Below are 18,415 nucleotides of genomic sequence, written 5' to 3'. Positions count from 1 at the left end.
TCCCCGTGCCCTGTGCACCACAAAAAGTATACTCAAACTACTTCTTGCGCGGAATCGATCAATCCATATAGTTGGAGGATCATCACCGGAAGTCAAGGGAGCAGCGTGGCTCAGCAACACGACGACCTCATCAACACGGTCGCCACACAGGTGACGGACCGCCTCGGCCCGTCGGTCGGGGAGCTCTTCGCGAACTGCTTCGCGAACACGCTCGCCACGACGATCACGACCGAGCCGGACGGCACCGCCTTCATGGTCACCGGGGACATCCCCGCGATGTGGCTCCGCGACTCGTCCGCGCAGCTGACGCCGTACCTGCACTTCGTGGCCGACGACGAGGCGCTCGCCGACACCGTCGCCGCGGTGTCCCGACGACAGCAGGCCTCCGTCCTCGCCGATCCGTACGCGAACGCCTTCAACCGCACCGCCGACGGCGCCGGGCACCAGGACGACCGCACGGCGATGACCCCGGGGGTGTGGGAACGCAAGTACGAGATCGACTCGCTCTGCTACCCGATCCAGCTGGCGCACACGCTCTGGGCACGGACCGGGCGGACTGACCACCTCGAGCGGTTCGGTGCCGTCGCGGACGCCGCCATCCGCGTCTGGACGACGGAACAGGATCACGAGGCACGGTCGGCCTACCGGTTCGAACGGCCGGACCCGCTCCTGCCGTCGGACACCCTGGTCCGTGCTGGTCGAGGACCGCTGACCGTGCCGACCGGCCTGACGTGGAGCGCGTTCCGACCGAGTGACGATGCCACGGTGTTCGGGTACAACGTCCCCGGCAACGCGTTCGCGGTCGTCGCGTTGCGGCTCGTCGCCGAGCTCGCGACGGCCGTCCTCGACGACCAGCACCTGGCCGACCGCGCGGAGCGGCTCGCCGTCGAGCTCGACCGGGGCATCCGCGAGCACGGCGTCGTCGACCACCCGGAGCACGGGCGGGTCCTGGCGTACGAGGTCGACGGGCTGGGCGGCTCGCTCGTCGTGGACGACGCCAACGTGCCGAGCCTGCTGTCCCTCCCGCTCCTCGGGTGGTGCGCGGCCGACGATCCGCTCTACCTGCGCACCCGCTCCGCCGTGCTGTCGCCGACGAACCCCTCGTGGTTCACCGGGAGCGCCGGCAGCGGCATCGGCAGCCCGCACACGCCGGGCCGGAACGTCTGGCCCATCGCGCTCGCCGTGCAGGGCCTGACCGCGACCTCGGAGGACGAGCGGCAGGAGCTGCTCCGACAGCTCTGTGCGACGCACGCCGGAACGAACCTCATGCACGAGTCGTTCGACGTGGACGACCCGAGCGCGTACACCCGACCGTGGTTCTCGTGGGCGAACGCGATGTTCTGCGAGTTCGTCCTCGACCTCGCCGGGATGCGGCGACCCGCGGTCGCCGCGGCGACAGCGGCCGCTGACGGAGGTGTCCGGTGAGCATCGTCACCTCGTCCGAGGAGCAGGCGGTGACCGGCCGGGAGGCCCTGCTCGCCCCCGAGACGCAGGTCGCGCCTCCAGGCCGGCGCCGTCGGCGACGCGCACCCGAGCGCGGTCAGGGCGTCAGCGCCACCCGCAAGCAGCAGACCCGGGCCGCCTGGGTGTTCCTCGCCCTCCCCGGTGCGCTGTTCCTGCTGTTCACCGCACTGCCCGTCGTCGTCGCCGCCGTGGTCAGCCTCAGCGACTACGCCGTGATCGGCAAGCTCACCTGGGTCGGGTTCGACAACTACACGCGCATCGCCAGCGACCCGTTCTTCTGGATCGCGCTCCGCAACACCGTCTTCTACACGGTCCTCTACGTGCCGCTCGGGCTCGTCATCGCCCTCGCGACCGCGCTCCTGCTGAACCGCAGCGGCCGGGCCGTCCGCATCTTCCGGACGCTGTTCTACATCCCGGTCGTGTCCTCCACCGTGGCGACGGCCACCGTCTGGTACTGGGTCCTCAACCCGCAGCACGGTCTCCTCAACGCCGCGCTCGGCTGGTTCGGGATCGATGGACCGGCGTGGCTGTACGACTCGCACTGGGCGATGTCCGCCATCGTCATGATGAGCGTCTGGGCGGGCTTCGGCGGCAACATGATGATCTTCCTCGGGGGGCTCCAGGGCGTCTCACCGGACCTCCGCGAGGCCGCACGACTCGACGGCGCCAACGCATGGCAGGTGTTCCGGTACGTCGTGCTCCCGAGCATCCGCCGGACGACGTTCCTGGTGTCGACGCTGCTCATCATCAACGCGTTCCAGGTGTTCGACCAGGCGTACGTCCTCACCAAGGGCGGCCCGGGGAACTCCACCGTCACGACCGTCTACTACATCTACGACCGCGGGTTCGGATCACTGCAGATGGGCTACGCGTCCGCGCTGTCGTTCATCCTGTTCGTGATCATCCTCGCGTTCTCCCTCGTCAACGCCCGCCTCACGAACCGGGACACCGAACGATGACCACGACCACCGCGACCACCGTCGGCACCGCCGACGCCGCGCCCGACCGCAACCGGCTGCGCCGCCGAGCCGCCACGACCCGACGAAGACCATCGCCTGGTGGGTCGGCGTGGTCCTCGTCAGCGTCGTCACCGTCGCGCCGCTGATCTGGACGCTGGCGACCTCCCTCAAGCCGGCGGGGGAGATCCTCGCGCACTCCCTGTCACTGATCCCGTACAGCCCGACCATCCAGAACTACGTCGACGCCGTCACCACCGTGCCGTACGGCCGGTACTTCGTGAACACCCTGGTCCTCGGCGTCGGCGGGGCCGTCGCGAACCTGTTCTTCGGCTCGCTCGCCGGGTACGCACTCGCGAAGCTCCGGTTCGCCGGGCGGCAGGCCGTGTTCATCACGTTCCTGTCCTCGCTCATGGTCCCGAGCATCGTCACGATGATCCCGACGTTCCTGGTCCTGCGGCACTTCCCGCTGCTCGGCGGCAACGACATCAGCGGCAACGGCGGCCTCGGGCTGATCAACACCTACTGGGCCGTCATCGTCCCCGGCGCCGCCGGTGCGTTCGCGGTCTTCTTCATGAAGCAGTTCTTCGAGTCCCTGCCCGACGAGCTCGGTGAGGCAGCACGCGTCGACGGCGCCGGCGAGTTCCGGATCTTCACCTCGATCTACTTCCCGCTCACCAAGGCCGGACTGGCCGTCCTGGGTCTGCTGAGCTTCCAGGCCGGGTGGAACAACTTCCTCTGGCCGCTCATCGTGCTCAACGACCCGAAGATGATGACCGTCCAGGTCGGGCTCGCCGGGTTCGTGAACAACTACACCACCAACTACGGCCCGCTCATGGCCGGGACCGTCATCACGATGGTCCCCGTCCTCGTCGTGTTCATCCTCGCCCAGCGCTGGATCATCGAGGGCATCGCCCACGCCGGCACCAAGTGACCCAACCCCCACCCACGGTGCCGTCGTTCCGGTACGGCACCGGTCAGCAGAAAGCACGATGACGATGAAGTCACGACGTCTCCTCGGCGCTGCCGCAGCACTCGCCGCCGCAGCCCTCGTCCTCACCGGTTGCTCGTCCGGCTCGTCCGGCGCGAGCGGCTCCGGTGGTCGCCAGGAGGTCACCATGTGGGGCTCCTGGTCCGGCGACCAGGTGCAGCAGATCAACCACATGACCGACGCGTTCAACAAGTCCCAGAAGCAGTACACGGTCAAGTACGTCCCGCAGGAGCTCGTCGAGCAGAAGCTCCTCACCGCGATCGCGGGCGGCCAGGTGCCCGACCTGGTGCTCTGGGACCGCTACCAGACCTCGCTCTACGCGCCGAAGGGTGCACTGCAGTCGATCGACGACCGAGTCAAGGCGGACAAGATCGACACGAAGGAGTTCTACCCGCAGGCGCTGTCGGAGATGCGGTCAGGGGGCAAGCTCTACGGTCTGCCGCTCCTGGTCGACAACCGGTCGCTCGTCTACAACAAGGACCTGTTCGACAAGGCCGGTCTGACGCCGCCGACGACGTGGGACGAGCTGAAGAGCGACGCGCAGAAGCTGACCGTCGACGAGGGCGGCAAGCTCAAGCAGTCCGGGTTCATGCTCAACGACCCCGGCCTGTTCTCGATGTGGCTGCAGCAGGCGGGCGGGAAGCTCCTCAGCGCCGACGGCACGAAGACCGCGTTCGACAGCTCCCAGGGCATCGAGGTCCTCGACTTCTGGAAGTCGCTCATGGACGACGGCGTGTACACCAACGGCTTCGGTGACAGCAACGACGTGTTCGCCGCCGGGCAGGCGGCGATGAAGTACGACGGTCCGTGGGACGTCCCGAACCTGGACAAGGCGGACGGGCTCGACTGGGCCGTCACCGAACCGGTCACCGGTCCCGGCGGGGACAAGGGCGCCGTGATGGGCGGCTTCGGCCTCACCATCCCGACGGGCGCGAAGAACGCCGACGGCGCGTGGGCGTTCGAGAAGTGGTGGGCGACGAAGGCTGCCAACGGGGTCGACTTCGCCAAGATCTCCGGCTGGATCCCCGCGAACCGGTCGTCCGCGAACGACCCGTTCTTCACCGACGACCCCCGGTACGCCGGGTTCGTGAAGACCCTCGACTACGCCTCGGTGCGTCCCGACGTCGCCGGGTACAGCGACGTCGAGGGCAAGGCGCTCACGCCCGCGCTGGAGAAGTTCATGTCCGGGCAGCTCACCGCCGAGCAGGCGCTGTCACAGGCAGCGAAGCAGGGCGACCGCATCCTCGAGGAGAACCGCAAGTGACGACCACGACCACCCGCACCTGGGCGGACCGGGCAGACCGGATCCAGGACAGCATCGAGCAGCTCTACGGGGCGCCGTGGCCGCAGTACCTGCACAACTCCTGGCCGGTCGACGGCAGCGACGACACCACGTTCAACTACTGGTGGTTGGCGCACCTGATGGACGTGCGCCTCGACGCACACGAGCGCACCGGCAGCCCCGAGCGGCTGGAGCAGGCGCGTCAGGTGCACCGCAACATCGTCGAGCGGAACGCGGGGTCGCTCTTCAACGACTACTTCGACGACATGCTCTGGTTCGCCCTCGCCACCCTCCGGCTGCACGACGCCACTGCGGAGCGGCGGTACCTCGACGACGCCGTCGCGCTGTTCGACCACTGCGTCGAGCACGGGTGGAACGACGCCGGTGGCGCGAGCCTCGCCTGGCGGAAGCAGCAGCTCGCCTACAAGAACACCCCGGCGAACGGGCCGCTCGTCATCCTCGGTGCCCGCCTCCACGCCCGGACCGGCGAGCCCCGGTACCTCGACCTCGCCCGGCAGTCCTTCGACTGGCTCACCCGGACGCTCGTGCACGACGAGGACGGTTTCGTCGAGGACGGCATCAACCGCACCGGCGACGGCCGGATCGACACCCAGTGGCGGTTCACCTACAACCAGGGCCTCTACGTCGGTGCGGCGGTGGAGCTCGCGAGCGCGCTCGGCGACCCCGCGCTGGACGACGTCGCCGCCCGGACGGCCGTCACCGCCATCACGCAGCTGTCCGACGGTGTCGTGTTCGGACAGGAGGGCGACGGCGGCGACGAGGGGCTGTTCAAGGGGGTCTGGTACCGCTACGCGGGGCTCCTGCTCGAGCGCCTGCCGGACTCCGATGCCCGTCGTTCGACGATCGCCGACTTCGTCCGGGCGAGCACCGACGCACTGTGGGCGGGTCTGCCCGCTGCACTCGACGCGCCGGCAGCGAACACCTGGGGTGGAGCGGCGGACGAACGGGTGCCGTACTCGACGCAGCTCAGCGCCGCGATGGCGACGGAGCTCCGCGCGCGACTCGACCCCTAGTCGGCCGAGGCCACCGCGCCGGTCGAGGCGCCGTCGACCAGCTGGGCGGGGACGAGGATCTTCCGGGACCCGTCCTCGCCCCGCGCCTGGCGCAGGAGCTGCTCGACGGCGCGTCGGCCGACCCCGGGTTGGTCCTGCGCGATGTGCGTGAACCGGAAGAGCCGCCGGTCGAAGGTGGCGTCCGGGTGGTCGAAGCACACGATCGACACGTCCTCGGGGACGCGCCTGCTCACCTGCTCCAGTGCGTCCCGCAGCAGGAGCGCGATGTTGTACTCGCCGGCGACGAACCCGGTCGCCCCCGGGTGCTCCTCGACGAAGGTCACCAGGCGTGCGACGTCGTCCTCGGGTCGCTCCGTCGAGCCGGGCAGCGTCGACTCGATCCCGTGGAACGCGAGACCGTCGTCGAGCTTCTTGTCGTTCCGCGCGTGCGCGCCGACCCATCCGCGGCGCCGGTCGTCGTTCGACGTGACACGGCTGTCCGAGGTCACCAGCGCCACTGCCCGATGCCCGAGCCCGAACAGGTGCTCGGTCGCGAGGGCACCGGCGGCGATGTTGTCGGTCGAGATGTCCGAGACGGGGATGCCCTCGTAGCGGCGGTCGAGGATCACCACCGGGAACCCCGTCGGGAGCAGTTCGAGGACCGCCGGTGGGATGAACTCCGAGCTGCTCGGCAGCACGATCAGCCCTCGTGCCCGACGTGCCAGGGTCCGGATCGCCGAGTCCTCGGCGTCGTGGTCGCCGTGCGTCCGCTTGAGGATGACGTGGACGTCCGCGCCGGCCTCGTCGAGCATGCCCTCGAGCATCCGCGTGCCGAACGTGTCGTCGAAGTTGGTGAGGACGACGCCGATCTCGAGGGCGTCGGTCGCGGACAGGATCGACGGTTCGACGCTGACCACCGTGGTCCCCACCCGAGGCCGGCGCTCCACGTACCCGGCCTCCCGCAGCATGTCGAGAGCCCGACGCAGGGTGATCGCACTGATCTCGTAGTGCGCGAGCAGGTCGGCTTCGGACGGCAGACGGTCGCCGACGGCGAACTCGCCCGCGCGGATCCGATCGCGCAGGTCGTCGTACGTCGACTGGTACAGCATCCGCGCCTCATTCCGTCTATTGCACATACGGTAACAGCGTTCTCGGGAGGAGCGTCGTTCTCGAGCGCGGGAGGAGCGTCGTTCTCGGGCGGTGACGTGTCATTGACCCTCGCTCGGGTGGGAGCGCCGGATCGCGACGCCTCGCTACGGTGAGCAGACCTGCGACCGCGTCGGTCGCGCCCACCCGAAGGGTCCCCGTGTCCTCACGCTCCGCGCGGCGTCATCGCCGTGCCCGCTTCTCGGCGGCAGCAGTCGCCGCCGCGCTCGTCGCAGCGCTCTCCGTCATCGCGGCACCCGCCGCCTCCGCCGCACCGGCAACCGGCACGGTCGACCGTTCCGCCGCTTCCGATGGCGGAGCGATCAACGGGAGCGGGACGTTCGGGCAGGTCTTCATCGCCGGGCGCAGCGGGGTGCTCACCGGTGCCGACGTCAACTACTACCCGAACAACACGTCGAGCTGGACGAACGGCGCGACGTCCGGAACGGTCTTCGTGTACGCCGGCGCCGGACCGAACAGCACGCCGCTCGCCAGCGGCACCATCTCGCTGCAGGGCGGATGGCAGACGGTCGAGTTCGCGACGCCGCCGACGGTGACGGCCGGCTCCTCGTACTTCCTGGCGCTCCCGCCGAGCGCGGTCTACACCGGGCGGGTCGCCACGCCGGGCGAGGGCATGCTCAACCGCATCTACGACTACCGCGGCAGCACCTCCTTGAACTACCGGGAGTACGTCCTCTCGATCCCGGCCCCCACGGGCGTCGCCGCCACGGCGGGCGCCGGGTCCGCGGAGCTGACCTGGAGTGCCCCGACGCTGCCCGCCGACACAACGCTCACCGGGTACGAGACGGAGTACGCCGTGAGCGGTTCCGGCGAGTGGAGCAGCCCGACGGCGACCACGTCGACCACGGCGACGGTCAGCGGACTGACGAACGGCACGCCGTACGACTTCCGTGTCCGTGCGACCACCGATCACGGCTCCGGGCTGTGGAGCGCCACGGCGACCGCGACCCCGATCGCGGACGTCGCCGGCGGCACGCTGACCGTGTCCAGCACGGCACCGGCCGTCGGCGCGACCGTCACCGCGACGACCGACGGCTGGACCCCGACGCCGACCCTGTCGTGGAAGTGGACCGTCGCCGGCGTGCCGGTGAGCGACTCCTCCTCGTACACGCCGACCCCCGACGACCTCGGCAAGGACATTCAGGTGACCGTGACCGCGAACGCCGACGGGCGTCGTCCGGCCACGCGGACCGCCGACCTCGGCGCCGTCGCCGCCGGCACGATCGTCCCCGGTGCCGTCCGGATCGCCAGTGGTCAGGACTCCCCGGTCGGGTCCGCAGTCGGCGCCGGAACGCTCCTCACCGCATCGCTCCCCGCGGTCGAACCGTCGGGTTCCGCGGTCACCTGGCAGTGGTACCGCGACAGCACGAACGTCCCGATCCCCGGCGCGACCACGGCCGAGTACACCGTCACCGGCCGCGACGCGGTCGGCGGCCACGGTCTCTTCGTGATCGCCTCGGTCGCCTCGCCGGGGTACACCGCGACGACGGCGACGTCGGCCACCGTGATCGCCGAGAACGGCACCCAGACCGGCGCCGTCACGACCAGCGGCGCAACCGTCGGCCAACCCGTCACCGCGGCGACGACCGGATGGTCGCCCTCCGGCGCCACCGTCACGTACCAGTGGTACGACGGCGAGCAGGCGATCCCCGGCGCGACCTCCAGCACCTACACACCGACCGCCGCACAGGCCGGGCACGCGCTGCACGTCCTCGCGACGGGGACCGCCGAGGGCTACGACACCTCCTCCGTGGCGAGCACCCCGGTGGTCGTCGCCGAGGGCACACCGACCGGCACCGTCGGCATCGACGGCACCCCGACGGTCGGCAGCGCACTCACCGCGACGGACAGCGGGTGGCTGGCGGGCACCACCTTCGACCGCCAGTGGACCCGGAACGGCGCCGCCATCGACGGTGCGACCGGCGCCACGTACACGCCGACCGCCGACGACCTGGACGCCGTGATCGGCATCACGGTCACCGGACGGCTCGCCGGCTACACCGACCGCACCGCCGTCGCCGCCACCGGGACCGCAGTGGTCGTCGGGACGCAGCACGGCACCGTCGCGATCGACGGCACCGGCCCGGCGCAGGTCGGTACCGGACTCACCGCCGACAGCACCGGCTGGGTCGACGGCACCGAGCTCTCCTACCGGTGGCTCCGTGACGGCTCCGCGATCGACGGGGCGACGGAGGTGACGTACACGCCGGTGGAGGCGGACATCGACCACGTCGTCACCGTCGAGGTCACCGGCACCCTCCCCGGCTGGAACCCGCTCATCGTCACCTCCGCCGGAACGGCGCCGGTCGCGGGCGTCCCCGCGTCGGTGACGCCGGACAGCGCGGTGCCGACGACCGCCGTCGCCGGCAAGCCGTTCCGGTACCACGTCGACGTCGCCGGCTCCCCGGCACCGACCGTCGCCATCGACGGCGCGCTGCCGGCGGGTCTGCGGTTCGACCCGGCGACTGGCGACCTCACCGGCACCGCGACGAAGGCCGGCCACTCGGTCATCCGGTTCACGGCGGTCAACGGGATCGGCATCCCGGCGGTCACGACCGTCACGATCAACGTCGTGCCGGGAGCGCTCGACACGCTCACGCTCACCACCGCTGGTACGGGCACGGCGAACGGCGCGGTCACGGCGAAGCAGGGGTCGACCATCCGGGTCACGGCGACCGGGTTCGACGCATGGGGCAACGCGCTCGCGACGCCGGGTGACGTCGCGCTGACGAGCAGCATGGCGTCGGACGAGGTCCGCGGTGACACGGTCACGTTCCACCACGCGTCGCCGCACGTGATCACGGCGCACGTCGGGACGGTCAGTGCGTCGGTGACGGTCGAGGTCAGCCCGACGGCAGCCGTCGCCCCCGCTGCTGCGACGGGTGCCGACACCACGACGGCGCAGACCTCGGGCACCCTCGCCTACACCGGTGCCGAGGGCGCCGGCCCGACGGCCATCGCGGCGTTCCTCGCCGTGCTCCTCGGGTTCGGGCTGCGCACGGGTGTCCGCCGGAGCCGCCAGCGGTCCTGACCTGACCCCCTGACGGACGGGAGGCTGTGCTCACCACGCGAGCACAGCCTCCCGTCTGTCGTCCCGCCGCCGTGCACCGGTCACCTACGCTTCGAGTCGTGGTCACGATCGCCTCCGCCAACCCGCACGATCCGCTCGCCGACCGGATCGTGCGCGCGTACATGGTCGACGTCGCCTCACGCTGGTACGGCCGACCGGCCACCGCCGGGGAGGTCGACCGCGCCCTCCGCGACGAGCCGTACGACGACCTGCAGGGCACCTCCGGTGTGCTCTTCGTCGCTGTCGACGGCGACGAACCCGTCGGCTGCGCCGGGGTCCGCTTCGTCGACGGCGTCGCGGAGCTCACGAAGGTCTTCACCCTGCCCGCTCACCGGGGCCGTGGTGTCGGCTCCCGCCTGCTGTGCGAGGTCGAGGGGGCCTGCCGAGCGCGGTCGATCGGCACGCTCCGGCTCGACACCCGGGCGGCGCTCGCCGAGGCGTGCTCCCTCTACGAACGGTCGGGGTTCGAACGCGTCGAACCCTTCAACGACGAGCCCTACTCCGACCGCTGGTACTGCAAGACGCTCGTCGCCTCGGCCGGGGACCGCTGAACCCGAGGTCCGCGCCGTCGGACAGCGTTCCTCATCGCGTCGTCTGCGGACGCCGGTCGACGATGACCGTGAGCAATGTGAGCAGTGTGAGTGTGGCGGCGATCGCGAACATGACTGCGCCGCCGAGTGGGATCAGCGCGCCGGCGACGGCCGTGCCGACCGACGAGGACGCGACCTTGATCCCCGCCATGCTCACGAACACCTGCGCTTCTGCGCCGGCCGGTGAGAAGGCCGCACGAGCCGCGAGACTCGCGGTGAACAGCACGCCGGTCGCGACGCCGAGCAGTGCGAACACCACCGCTCCCACCGGCACGGACGAGACCAGCAGCCCGAGCGCGAAGCCGACCGCGACCACGACGACACCGAACCGGACGAGCCGGTCCGCAGTACCGCGGAGCGGCACGGCGATCAGCACCGCCGACACGACGAGGTTCCCAGCGCCGTACGCCGAGGTGAGAACAGCTGAAGACGCCTCGGCGGCACCGAGCGAATCGACCGTCGCCACAGCGAGGAGTGGGACCGCACCGAGGGGGACGGCCGTCACCGCCGTTGCGATCGTGGTCCGTCGGAGACCCGGCAGACGGACGAGCATCCCGAGGGCCGCGCGGAGCCGGACCGCCGTCGGCGCACTCCGAGAGGTGTCCGGCTCGACGTTCGGGAGCAGCAGGACGACGATCGCCCCGACGCCAGCTGCGACCGCGGCGATGAGGACGGCCGTGGTCGGCGTGCTGGTCGAGGCGATGACGGCGACGACCGCCGGTCCGACGGTCGCGGCGACGCCGTACGTGAACGCGTCCACCCCCTGAGCCCGGCGCCGGGTCCGTTCGGTGGGACCGACGATCGCCGCCAGCTGGCTGCTGAGGCCGCCGGTCAGGAGCGGGCCGGCGAAGCCCGCGACGAGGAGTCCACCCGCTGCGGCCACGACGCTGATCGGCAGGAGGAGGACCGCGCCACCCAACGCGACGGCGTACACGACGCCCGCGCCCGCGAGGACGAGCTTCTTCCTCCGGGCACGGTCGAGGAGTTGCGCAGCGATCGGCCCGGCGAGGTGGGGCAGCGTGATGCACGCGGCCAGGACGCCGGTCACATCGCCGGTGCCGACTCCCCGGGCCGCGAGCACGATGCCGATGATCGCGGCGGCGTCCGCTCCCCGCAGCAGACACGCAGCGAGCGAGTAGACCAGCATCCCCCGTGCTCGCACACGCACCCCCTCGTGAGCATCCGACGGTACCGCGTACGCGCCCGGTCTGATCGGACACCGGTACCGATCAGTGGTGCGGTCCGATGTACCAGTCGGCGTCCGGGTGTGCACGGCGGAACTCGGCGGCCTCCTCCGGCAGGGCCAGTTCCTCGGCGCGCATCTGTCGGAAGGCCCGCGCAGAGTCCTCGTTGGTCCCGACCTCGCTGCTCGCGAACCGGCGCCGGCGTCGCCCGTTCGCGTTGATCAGGTCGACGACGAAGGGGGAGCCGACCTCGAGCGCGAGTCGTTCCGCTGCTCGCTCGCCCGTCATCACCCGCTCGGGGTGCCGCGCGTACTCCTCGACCAGGCGTCGGAGATCGTCCGACAACCGGGTGTCCTCCCACTCGAGCGCCCCGCCGTACCAGATCGGTGCCTCCGGCACGTGGACGTCGAGCCGGATCACGTCCTCGTCGGCCGGCTCGAGCTTCATCGGATCAGCATGCCAGAGCCGCCTCGTCAGGCGAGGGCCGCTGCTACTGCGGAGACCCCGCGGTGTCCGGCCCGGTGCGTTCCGCTTCGAGCGCCTGCAGCTTCCTGAGCTTCGTCCAGGGCCAGCACGCGACCCATGCGACCGATGCGATCGCAGCCCCCATGATCATCGACGGCATGTCCATGCCGCCGACGCTACCCAGGTCATGATCGGACGGGCTCGGCGACGTGCCTCCGTGTCTCGGCCACCCCGGTCGCACCCGTCGAGGTGGCACGCGGCAGGATGGGGCGATGCGCTTCGGGGACTTCCAGAACGAGATCTACTTCCGTGGGCTGCAGGGCACCGTGCCGCCGTGGCCGCTGACGGCTGCCGCGCTCGAGTCCGCCGCCGAGGCTGCGATGCCGGCGTCGGTGTGGTCCTACGTCGCCGGCGGTGCCGGCGACGAGCGGACGCAGCGCGCGAACGTGGCGTCCTTCGCCCGTCGTGGCATCGTCCCGCGGATGCTCGTCGGCGCGGCGGAGCGGGACCTCGGTGTCGACCTGTTCGGGACGCACCTTGCGTCGCCGGTGTTCCTCGCGCCGGTCGGGGTGCTCGGCATCGTGGCGCAGGACGGGCACGGAGACCTGGCGACAGCTCGCGCCAGCGCACGCACGGGGGTCCCGATGATGGCGTCGACGCTCTCCGAGGACCCGCTCGAAGCGGTCCGCGAGGCGCAGGGGGAGACCCCGGGCTTCTTCCAGCTCTACACGCCCACGGACCGGGAGCTCGCCGCCAGCCTGGTGGAGCGCGCCGAGCGGGCCGGCTTCGGTGCCCTGGTCGTGACTCTCGACACCTGGGTGACCGGATGGCGCCCACGTGACCTGCAGACGGCGAACTTCCCCCAGCTACGGGGCGCGGCGCTGGCCAACTACCTGAGCGACCCGGTGTTCCGGGCTGCGGTGCCGGACGCCGCGTCGGACCCGCGATCGGTCGTCGAGTACTGGGCCCGCATCTTCGGCAACCCGCTCACATGGGCGGACCTGACGTGGCTCCGGAGCCTGACCGACCTGCCCATCGTGCTCAAGGGCATCTGTGCCGCCGACGACGCCCGCCGGGCGGTCGACGCCGGGATGGACGGGGTCTACGTCTCCAACCACGGCGGACGGCAGGCGAACAGCGGGGTGCCGGCGCTCGATCTGCTCCCGGAGGTCGTCGCCGCGGTCGGCACCGGGACGCCGGTGCTCTTCGACTCCGGCGTCCGCTCGGGCACAGACGTCGTGACGGCGCTCGCGATGGGCGCCACGGCCGTGGGCATCGGACGGCCCTACGTGCACGGACTCGCCCTCGGCGGCGCCGCGGGCGTCGAGCAGGTCATCCGTTCGTTCCTCGCCGAGGCCGACCTGCTGATGGCGGTCGACGGCTTCCCGGACGTCGCCTCGCTGCGGTCCGCCGACGTCCGGGTGGTCGACCTGCCGCCCGCGGTCTGATCAGGACCAGTCGCCCTCGTCCGTACCGAGGTGTTCGCGGCCGAGTTCCGTCACCGGGACAGCGGCCAGGCTCGTGAGCCCGATCTGCAGGAGCGTCGCGCGGGAGACCCCGGCGCCGCCCAGCGTCGTCATGCCCTCGATCACCGCACAGAAGTAGGTCCCGAGCGCGTCGGCGTCGGCGTCGGCGTCGATCTCGCCAGCCTGCTGCGCCTCGACGATGCATGCCGCGTAGTGCGCGCGGATCGAGTCGAACGTGGCGGCGACGGTGGCGGCGACCTCTGCGTCGCTGCTGAACAGCTCCACGGCGGTCCGGAGGAACAGCGACGGTGGCGCCTGTGCTGCACCGTGCTCGACGGCGGTCCGGACCAGCTGCGCCCGGATCCGCACGATCGGGGCGTCGGCCCCGTGCCGGATCGACTCGACGGCGCCGACGGCCTCGGTCGTGTCGCTGAGGAAGGCGCGCATGAAGAGCTCCTTCTTGCCGCCGAACGCGTTGTAGAGGCTCTGCCGTGCGAGCCCGGTCGATGCCAGCAGGTCGTCGAGTGACGTCCCGGCGAACCCGGACTCGGCGAAGGTCCTGCGTGCGCGGTCGACGACCTCGGCCTCGTCGAACATCCGTGGTCGTGGCATCGGGACCTCCGTGGAACTCGTTGTTGACTCTTGCAGGACGTCTCCCGCCGGACCCTGTTCGTCGTACCAGGCAGCTCGCATCGCACCACACCTCTCGTCATCGGCAGCGTGGCGGCGAGGGGTGACCAGCACGGATGATGGTGGCTGGGAAGCTGGAGCACAGCGAACGAGGGGGGAACGGATGTCCGAGCGTGATCGGTCCGGTCAGCAGTCGACGTGGTGGCGGCGTCACCGAGCCTGGGTGGTGCCAGCGGTGCTCGCACCGGTCGGGTACGTGGTCTTCGTGCTCCTCGGGGCATGGCTGAACGGTCTGGGCGAACGGACGGGCAACGTCGGCTGGTCGCTCCTCGCGCTGGTGTCCTTCCTCGCCGCCTTCGCCTCGCCGGTCGTGTTCGGGATCATCGCCCTCCGGAAGGGGTACCGGGCGTTCCGGCGGTGGCGCCGCGCACACGGCCACCTCACGAAGCACGAGGTGGCGCTCCAGCAGCACGAGGACGCGTACGCCCGCGCATGGCAGCACGCGTCGGCGCTCAAGGGGGCGCTGATGCGACGGGAACTGCCACCTGAGATCCCGGTGTGGTCGGTCGTGCCGTGGGCCGGGGAACGGTTCTTCCTCTCCGGCGGCCTCGGGTACGCGCGGTACTACGGCACCGACGTGGTCTACGGGCAGTCGAGCGTGGTGGCGTTCGGCCGTCCGGCCTGGGTGGCGGGCGCGCTCATCGGGAACGCGATCGGCAACTCCATCAGCCGGTCCCGCGCGCAGGCGACGGCGGCCACGCAGTGGCGCGAGCACCAGCAGGTCGAGGTGGTCGTCAGCAACCAGCGGATCGCGTGCAACGTCGCCGGCCGGGGGTGGTTGAGCTTCGACTTCGCCTCGGTCACGGCGATCTACCCGGACCCGGAGCACTTCACCGTCGTGCTCGAGTTCGGTGGCCAGACCTCGCCGATGTCCCTCACCGGCCCGATGGCGCCGGCGCTGGCCACCCTCGCCGTGATGCTCACGCACGGGCACGACGCGCTGCGGGCGCACCCGGCGCTCGCCGCGTTGCAGGACTGATCCGCGCCGACGTCCGGAGTCACCGCCTTCCGTCTCAGTCGAGCAACGAGCCCCACTCGACGTCGCCGTGGAGGAAGACGGCGGTCGATCCGTCGACCTCCCAGACGTCGATCCAGGTCGGTGTCGTGCCGTCCACGACCATGCGCGGCTCGGACCGCTTCGCGACCGCCAGCGACGCCGGTGCCTCCAGCCAGCGGGGTCGGCAGGGGCCGCCTCCGCCGCAGCCACAGCTCTCGAAGACGACCGCCGCACCGTTGCGGACGGCTGCGGCCGCCCGCTCGGCCGTCACGTCGGCGTCGGCCCGAGACAGTCGGACGCCGGACGGCGTGAACAGCTCGCCGGCGAGGTTGAAGGTGCCCGGACGGACCGCGTACCTGCCGGTGGTCACCGGGCGCTGCACCGGATCCGCTGCACGCTGCGTGGTGCGTGCTCCTCGCTTCGCCATGGACGAAGTGTACGGAGTGCCTGGACAGGACCGTACGGTCCGTCCGTCAGACCGCCGCGAGCTCCCGCACGAGCGCCGCGACGAACGCGTCGATGTCCTGCTCCGACGTGTCGAACGAGCACATCCACCGCACCTCGTTGCGCGCGGCGTCCCAGTCGTAGAAGCGGAAGTGCTCGCGGAGCCGGTCGGCGACGCCGGCGGGCAGCGTCGCGAACACGCCGTTCGCCTGGGTCTCCTGGCTGAACGCGACGCCGGTGATGCTGCCGTCCGCGATCCCCGCCTCGAGTGCGCCGCGGAGCCGCTGCGCCATGGCGTTGGCGTGCGATGCCGACCGGAGGTAGAGGTCGTCGGTCAGCAGGGCGATGAGCTGCGCGGACACGAACCGCATCTTCGACGACAGCTGCATGTTCATCTTGCGGAGGTAGTGCAGGCCCTCCGACGCCGCGGGGTCCAGCACGACGATCGCCTCGCCGTAGAGCATGCCGTTCTTCGTGCCGCCGAAGCTCAGCACGTCGACACCGGCGTCGGTGGTGAAGTCGCGCAGGGGGAGCCCGAGCGTCGCCGCGGCGTTCGAGATGCGCGCACCGTCCATGTGCAGCCGCATGCCGAGGGCGTGCACGTGGTCCGCGATCGCGCGGACCTCGTCGACGGAGTACGCCGTGCCGAGTTCGGTCGTCTGGGTGATGGACACGACGAGCGGCTGCGCGCGGTGCTCGTCGCCCCAGCCCCATGCCTGCTGGTCGATGCGGTCCGGCGTGAGCTTGCCGTCCGGGGCGTCGACGGTCAGCAGCTTGATGCCGCCGACGCGCTCGGGAGCGCCTGCCTCGTCGGTGTTGATGTGCGCGGTCGACGCGCAGACGACGGCACCCCACCGCGGCAGCATCGACTGGAGCCCGACCACGTTGGCACCCGTGCCGTTGAAGACCGGGAAGGCCTCGGCCTGCGGCCCGAAGTGCTCGCGGATCACCTCGTTGAGTCGCGCCGTGTAGACGTCCTCGCCGTAGGCGATCTGGTGGCCGTCGTTCGCCGCGGTGATCGCCTCGAGGATCTCGGGGTGGATGCCGGCGTAGTTGTCCGAGGCGAAGCCCCGCAGGTCCAGGTCGTGGAGTCGAAGGGTCACGGATTCATCCTAGGAGTGGGGTCGCTGCCGGTGATGCCCGCCGTGGACGCGATGACGGCGGCCATCTTCTTGTCGAGGGCCTCGTAGAACATCGACAGGGGGAACTCGTCGTCCAGCACGGCGTCGGTGTAGCCCTTCGGCGGTCCGGCGAGGGTCTCGGTCGGCAGTCCCGCGGCCCACCGGGAGGCGGGGTGCGGGGTGAGCGTCCGGCTCACCAGCGCGTGGGCGGCGAGCCAGTGCGCCGTCTTCGGACGGTCGATCGACTGCCAGTACAGGTCGTTGATCTCGTCACTCAGCGCGATGACGACGTCCGGTACGGCCGGCCAGTCGATCGTCAGCCGCGTGTCCGTCCAGTGCAGGACCCCGTGCTGGTGCAGCCACGCGAAGAGCAGCTGGCCGCCGAGCCCGTCGTAGTTCCGGACACGGCTGCCGGTGATCGCGAAGCGGAAGATGCGGTCGAAGATCACCGCGTACTGCACCAGTCGCGCGTGGTCGCGGATCGCGCGCTGTGCCGGGTCGAGGTCCTCGTCGGGCTGCTCAGACAGCGACCGTTCGAGTCGGACGGACTCGCGGAACGCGGTGAGGTCGCAGCGCAGTTCCTCGAGCGAGTAGAGGAAGAACGGCATGCGCTGCTTGATCATGAACGGGTCGAACGGCAGGTCGCCGCGCATGTGCGAGCGGTCGTGGATGATGTCCCACATCACGAACACCCGCTCCGTGAGCTCCTGGTCGTCGAGCATCGCCGCGGCGTCGGCGGGGAGCTCCAGCTTCGTGATCTCGGCTGCGGCGCGGACGACACGGCGGTAGCGCGCTGCCTCGCGGTCCTGGAAGATCGCGCCCCAGGTGAAGGCCGGGATCTCGCGCATCGCCACGGTCTCCGGGAAGAGCACCGCGGAGTTCGTGTCGTACCCGGGGGTGAAGTCGACGAACCGCAGCGCGACGAAGAGTGCGTTGCCGTGGTCGCCGGCCTCGAGCGCGGCGATGAACTCCGGCCAGATCACCTCGACCAGCAGGGCCTCGACGAGCCGCGACGCACTGCCGTTCTGCGTGACCATCGGGAACACGACCAGGTGGCCGAGCCCGTCGACGCGGTGCTGCTGCGGCTGGAAGGCGTTCAGCGAGTCGAGGAAGTCCGGCACCCCGAACCCCTCCTGTTCCCACCGCTGGAAGTCACGATGCAGGGCGGCGAGGTACGCCGCGTCGTGCGGGAAGTGCGGGGCCAGTTCGGCGACGGCCGGGAGGATCGTGGCCAGGTACCCGGACGCGGTCCGGTGGTCCGACTGGTCCGGTACCGAGCCGTCCGCGGCCTGCAGAGCACGGAACGCCACGACGGTGTCCCGGAGCGCCCGCCATGCGGGGAGCTCCGCCACCTGACGGACCGACAGGGGGTCCTCGACGACCTCGGGCTCTCCGACGATGGCGTCCTGCGTGGGCTCCTGGACGAACTGTGACATGTCGAACCTCCCGTCATCGGGTGCGGCCGGCCCGCAGCGATCCTGCGAGGAACCGGGTCTTGCGATGAGCCTAGGGAGG

General features: G+C 70.8%; 17 protein-coding genes. 9 read left to right on the top strand and 8 right to left on the bottom strand.

Going from position 1 to position 18,415, the window contains the following annotated elements:
- The first annotated feature begins 105 nt into the window (after nt 1-105).
- The 5 genes from FS641_RS16740 to FS641_RS16720 all read left to right on the top strand — a co-directional run bounded on the left by FS641_RS16740 (nt 106) and on the right by FS641_RS16720 (nt 5,727).
- Nucleotides 106-1,425 (top strand): glycoside hydrolase family 125 protein, encoded by a 1,320-nt coding sequence (locus FS641_RS16740; RefSeq protein ID WP_260855899.1) that lies wholly within the window; start codon nt 106-108, stop codon nt 1,423-1,425.
- Nucleotides 1,422-2,423, top strand: a complete 1,002-nt coding sequence (locus FS641_RS16735) for a carbohydrate ABC transporter permease (RefSeq protein WP_260855898.1) — start codon at nt 1,422-1,424, stop codon at nt 2,421-2,423. The genes FS641_RS16740 and FS641_RS16735 overlap by 4 nt, the downstream gene beginning before the upstream one ends.
- A 109-nt stretch (nt 2,424-2,532) precedes the next feature.
- Nucleotides 2,533-3,354: a carbohydrate ABC transporter permease gene (locus FS641_RS16730; RefSeq protein WP_260855897.1), complete on the top strand. Its 822-nt coding sequence runs from the start codon at nt 2,533-2,535 to the stop codon at nt 3,352-3,354.
- A gap of 64 nt (nt 3,355-3,418) precedes the next feature.
- Nucleotides 3,419-4,675, top strand: coding sequence for an ABC transporter substrate-binding protein (locus FS641_RS16725; RefSeq protein WP_144765879.1), 1,257 nt, complete (start codon nt 3,419-3,421; stop codon nt 4,673-4,675).
- The gene (locus FS641_RS16720) at nt 4,672-5,727 is read left to right on the top strand and encodes a glycoside hydrolase family 76 protein (protein ID WP_144765877.1); all 1,056 of its coding nucleotides are present in this window, start codon (nt 4,672-4,674) and stop codon (nt 5,725-5,727) included. The genes FS641_RS16725 and FS641_RS16720 overlap by 4 nt, the downstream gene beginning before the upstream one ends.
- On the opposite strand, the gene FS641_RS16715 is transcribed toward FS641_RS16720, so the two are convergent.
- Nucleotides 5,724-6,815 (bottom strand): GntR family transcriptional regulator, encoded by a 1,092-nt coding sequence (locus FS641_RS16715; protein ID WP_186317817.1) that lies wholly within the window; start codon nt 6,813-6,815, stop codon nt 5,724-5,726. The two genes, FS641_RS16720 and FS641_RS16715, sit on opposite strands and share 4 nt — an antisense overlap.
- Nucleotides 6,816-7,012: 197 nt before the next feature.
- Here FS641_RS16715 and FS641_RS16710 point away from each other — a divergent pair, with 197 nt between their 5' ends.
- Both FS641_RS16710 and FS641_RS16705 read left to right on the top strand, forming a co-directional pair.
- The gene (locus FS641_RS16710; RefSeq protein ID WP_144765873.1) at nt 7,013-9,904 is read left to right on the top strand and encodes a fibronectin type III domain-containing protein; all 2,892 of its coding nucleotides are present in this window, start codon (nt 7,013-7,015) and stop codon (nt 9,902-9,904) included.
- Nucleotides 9,905-10,002: 98 nt separating this feature from the next.
- Nucleotides 10,003-10,494, top strand: a complete 492-nt coding sequence (locus tag FS641_RS16705; RefSeq protein WP_222122122.1) for a GNAT family N-acetyltransferase — start codon at nt 10,003-10,005, stop codon at nt 10,492-10,494.
- 31 nt (nt 10,495-10,525) lie between these two features.
- Here FS641_RS16705 and FS641_RS16700 read toward each other — a convergent pair whose 3' ends face one another.
- The 3 genes from FS641_RS16700 to FS641_RS18205 all read right to left on the bottom strand — a co-directional run bounded on the left by FS641_RS16700 (nt 10,526) and on the right by FS641_RS18205 (nt 12,348).
- A complete protein-coding gene (locus FS641_RS16700; protein ID WP_186317816.1) occupies nt 10,526-11,680 on the bottom strand; it encodes an MFS transporter in 1,155 nt (384 codons plus the stop codon).
- Between the two features lie 82 nt (nt 11,681-11,762).
- Nucleotides 11,763-12,164, bottom strand: coding sequence for a hypothetical protein (locus FS641_RS16695; RefSeq protein WP_144765869.1), 402 nt, complete (start codon nt 12,162-12,164; stop codon nt 11,763-11,765).
- Between the two features lie 43 nt (nt 12,165-12,207).
- Nucleotides 12,208-12,348, bottom strand: coding sequence for a hypothetical protein (locus tag FS641_RS18205; protein WP_186317815.1), 141 nt, complete (start codon nt 12,346-12,348; stop codon nt 12,208-12,210).
- A gap of 106 nt (nt 12,349-12,454) precedes the next feature.
- Between FS641_RS18205 and FS641_RS16690 the strand changes: the two genes are divergently transcribed.
- On the top strand, nt 12,455-13,630 hold the full coding sequence (locus FS641_RS16690; RefSeq protein WP_144765866.1) for an alpha-hydroxy-acid oxidizing protein: 1,176 nt from the start codon (nt 12,455-12,457) through the stop codon (nt 13,628-13,630).
- On the opposite strand, the gene FS641_RS16685 is transcribed toward FS641_RS16690, so the two are convergent.
- Nucleotides 13,631-14,260 (bottom strand): TetR/AcrR family transcriptional regulator, encoded by a 630-nt coding sequence (locus FS641_RS16685; protein WP_186317814.1) that lies wholly within the window; start codon nt 14,258-14,260, stop codon nt 13,631-13,633.
- A 181-nt stretch (nt 14,261-14,441) separates the two neighbouring features.
- Between FS641_RS16685 and FS641_RS16680 the strand changes: the two genes are divergently transcribed.
- Nucleotides 14,442-15,317 carry a hypothetical protein gene (locus FS641_RS16680; RefSeq protein WP_144765862.1) on the top strand — a complete coding sequence of 292 codons (876 nt, stop codon included), beginning with the start codon at nt 14,442-14,444 and terminating at the stop codon, nt 15,315-15,317.
- 34 nt (nt 15,318-15,351) lie between these two features.
- Here the strand turns inward: FS641_RS16680 and FS641_RS16675 are convergent, their stop codons facing one another.
- From FS641_RS16675 to FS641_RS16665, 3 genes are read right to left on the bottom strand one after another with little or no spacing between them, the layout of a single operon-like run.
- On the bottom strand, nt 15,352-15,762 hold the full coding sequence (locus tag FS641_RS16675) for a hypothetical protein (RefSeq protein WP_144765859.1): 411 nt from the start codon (nt 15,760-15,762) through the stop codon (nt 15,352-15,354).
- A 46-nt stretch (nt 15,763-15,808) separates the two neighbouring features.
- Entirely contained in the window at nt 15,809-16,882 is a 1,074-nt protein-coding gene (locus FS641_RS16670; protein WP_144765858.1) for a low specificity L-threonine aldolase, read from the bottom strand.
- Nucleotides 16,879-18,336, bottom strand: a complete 1,458-nt coding sequence (locus FS641_RS16665) for a DUF6421 family protein (RefSeq protein WP_144765856.1) — start codon at nt 18,334-18,336, stop codon at nt 16,879-16,881. The genes FS641_RS16670 and FS641_RS16665 overlap by 4 nt, the downstream gene beginning before the upstream one ends.
- Nucleotides 18,337-18,415 lie beyond the last annotated feature (79 nt).

It is taken from the genome of Curtobacterium sp. 9128 (assembly GCF_007673775.1).
Classification (GTDB): Bacteria; Actinomycetota; Actinomycetes; order Actinomycetales; family Microbacteriaceae; genus Curtobacterium.
This window is presented reverse-complemented; position numbering and strand designations above follow the sequence as displayed.